2 protein-coding genes and 1 pseudogene are annotated in these 2,655 nt (G+C 43.0%); all 3 read left to right on the top strand.

All coding sequences use genetic code 11. From position 1 onward, the window contains the following. Positions 1-108: 108 nt before the first annotated feature. Positions 109-726 (top strand): annotated as a pseudogene (locus tag QZ562_RS20860) (aldehyde dehydrogenase family protein); the annotation flags it as partial. 9 nt (positions 727-735) lie between these two features. Beyond that, complete coding sequence (locus QZ562_RS20855) at positions 736-1,893, top strand: acyl-CoA dehydrogenase family protein (RefSeq protein ID WP_293764607.1); 1,158 nt, start codon at positions 736-738, stop codon at positions 1,891-1,893. Between the two features lie 40 nt (positions 1,894-1,933). Then, on the top strand, positions 1,934-2,655 hold a 722-nt coding region (locus QZ562_RS20850; RefSeq protein WP_293764605.1), incomplete at its 3' end, for an enoyl-CoA hydratase/isomerase family protein.

Raw genomic sequence — 2,655 nt, 5'->3', positions numbered from 1 at the left:
AGGAGGAATGTGGAGCAGAGATGTTTTTTTTTCAGGCAGAGAACGGCAGACGAGTGCTAGTACGGTCTGGTGGGTTCGGAAAGGTGAATAAGAGACAGGGGTGACACAAAGAAGTGGATAGGTGAGTTAACTGAACTTCTAAAAGCAGTTAAACCTGGGTTATGGGATGATGAATCAGCAGGATTTGGCCCATTGATCAGTCCACAAGCTAAACAAAAAGTATTGTCACTTATTCAGCATGGAAAGGATGAAGGTGCCACTTGTTTACTAGATGGCTCAGATTTTGTTTTAGATAAAGCAGGCTATGAAAATGGTAATTGGGTTGGTCCTACCGTTTTTGCAGACGTTAGCGAAGATATGGTGATTTACCAAGAAGAGATTTTTGGCCCTGTGTTGTGTTGCATGACAGTTGATACGTTAGAACAAGCTATTGCCTTAGTGAATCGCAACCCATACGGAAATGGTACCTCTATTTTTACTGCAAGTGGAGCCGCCGCTCGTAAATATCAACATGAAATTGAAGTCGGGCAAGTGGGTATTAATGTGCCTATTCCGGTGCCATTGCCATTTTTCTCTTTCACTGGTTGGAAGAATTCTTTCTACGGGGATTTACATGCCTATGGTAAACAAGCCGTGCGCTTTTATACTGAAACAAAAACGATTACCGCGCGCTGGTTTGAAGATGATATTCCCTCTGGGCCCAATATGACCATTTCGTTGAAATAGGAAGATATTATGAATTTTGACATGACTGATGACCAACTTGCTTTTGCCGACACCGCCAAACAATTTGCTGAACAGGAGCTGGCTCCGCATGCTGCCAAATGGGATAGAGAACACATTTTCCCAAAACAAGTGATTCAAAAAGCAGGTGAACTGGGTTTTTGTAGTTTATATTCACCAGAAAGTGAAGGTGGCATGGGCTTAAGTCGTTTGGACTCCTCTATCATTTTTGAACAGCTTGCTATGGGGTGTACCACAACCACAGCCATGATGACCATTCATAACATGGCTACATGGATGGTAGCGACGTGGGGTACAAGAACGGCAAAAGATAGGTGGTGTCCGAGTTTAGTCACGGGTGAAAAGCTAGCCTCTTATTGTTTAACTGAGCCTGGTTCTGGTTCAGACGCAGCAGCCATGCGCACTTCGGCTAAAAAAGATGGGGAGGACTACCTGTTAAACGGCTCCAAGATGTTTATATCAGGTGCAGGTGAAACCGAAGTGTTGGTAGTTATGGCGCGCACTGGTGAACCGGGTCCTAAAGGTATTTCTGCTTTTGTGATTGCTGCTGATGCCGAAGGTGTAATTTACGGTAAAGCCGAACAAAAGATGGGCTGGAATGCTCAGCCAACTCGCTTGATTACGTTTGATAATGTCCGCGTATCAGCAGACTGTCTGTTAGGTGAAGAAGGGCAAGGATTTACTTTTGCCATGAAAGGTTTAGACGGCGGTCGTATCAACATTGCCACTTGCTCAATTGGTACCGCGCAAATGGCATTAAATACTGCCAAATCTTACATGCAAGAGCGTACTCAATTTGGTAAGCCACTGGCGGCGTTTCAAGCTTTACAATTTAAACTCGCTGACATGGCCACTGAACTTGTGGCCGCTAGGCAAATGATTCGATTGGCTGCGTTTAAGCTGGATAACGAAGATCCCGAATGCAGCGCCTATTGCGCCATGGCAAAACGTTTTGCCACCGATGTGGGTTTTACTGTATGTAATGAAGCATTACAAATTCACGGTGGATATGGATATATCAAAGAATATCCGTTAGAAAGATATGTGCGAGATGTGCGAGTACACCAAATTTTAGAAGGCACCAATGAAATTATGCGAATGATCATTGGCCGACGTTTACTGGCAGAACATGCTGGCGACATTCTTTAAATCTTCTTTCGATCAGTATCACTGTTAAATTAGGAATTTTATGTCTAGTGAAAATGCACCGGTTATTTTTGACGAACTACCGACCAAATGTGGTTTTAAGATTGGCCATGCCACCCTAACTAAACCTGCTTCGTTAAATGCTTTAGATTTGCAAATGATCAACTTGCTGACACCGCAGCTAGAAAAGTGGCAAAAAGACCCTCAGATTGCCATGGTATTTTTAGACGGAAGTGGTGAACGGGCTTTCTGTGCTGGTGGCGATATTGTATCAATGTATAAATCGATGCAGGATTCTGTATCTGATGAAGAAGCATCTGATACTAAAAATAGCTATGAGTTACAGAATTTTTTTACGCAAGAATACCAACTTGATTATCTTATTCACACTTTCGCCAAACCTATTTTAGTGTGGGGGAATGGCATCATCATGGGGGGTGGATTGGGTTTGATGTGTGGCGGTAGTCACAGAGTCGTCACAGAAAGCTCACGTATTGCGATGCCCGAAATCAGTATAGGTTTATATCCAGACGTAGGCGGTAGCTACTTTTTAAATAAAATGCCAGCAGGTTGTGGTCTATTTTTAGGACTAACAGGGGCATTTATTAATGCATCTGATGCGTTGTATAGCAATTTAGCCGACTATTTCGTGCCCCATAATACGAAAGAGGCATTTTTAAGCCAGCTGCTAGCTGCGAATTGGCAAGAGGATTTATTAGACTCAACCTTATCGGGTATTTGTGACAATTTTCACTCATTAAATAT

It is taken from the genome of uncultured Paraglaciecola sp. (assembly GCF_913058035.1).
In the GTDB taxonomy this organism is placed as follows: domain Bacteria; phylum Pseudomonadota; class Gammaproteobacteria; order Enterobacterales; family Alteromonadaceae; genus Paraglaciecola.
This window is presented reverse-complemented; position numbering and strand designations above follow the sequence as displayed.

Excerpts from the sequence above, each read along its gene's own strand:
- QZ562_RS20855 (WP_293764607.1), top strand. The coding sequence starts at position 736 with ATGAATTTTGACATGACTGATGACCAACTTGCTTTTGCCGACACCGCC.